Annotated in this window: 1 pseudogene; it reads right to left on the bottom strand. The window is 71.3% G+C overall.

The features are described 5' to 3' along the window. Nucleotides 1-282, bottom strand: a pseudogene (locus AC5RWD_RS23325) (pyruvate dehydrogenase (acetyl-transferring), homodimeric type); the annotation flags it as partial.

The raw sequence follows: 282 nt of genomic DNA, 5'->3' as shown, positions 1-282 counted from the left end.
CGTGCTGGAGGCCTTCGCCGGTGAGGGTGGTCCGTCCTGCGGTGGCGCCGATGATGAAGCCGCGGGTCATCTGGTCGGCGGCGGCCCAGAAGGCGTCGCCGGTGCGCTGGAAGCCGAACATGGAGTAGAACACGTAGACCGGGACCAGGGGCACGCCGTGGGTGGCGTAGGCGGTGCCGGCGGCCGTGAAGGCTGCCACGGCGCCGGCTTCGTTGATGCCGGGGTGGATCAGCTGGCCCTGGGCGGACTCCTTGTAGGCCAGGACCAGGTCCCGGTCCACGG

The organism is Arthrobacter sp. CMU6 (assembly GCF_059090205.1).
This window is presented reverse-complemented; position numbering and strand designations above follow the sequence as displayed.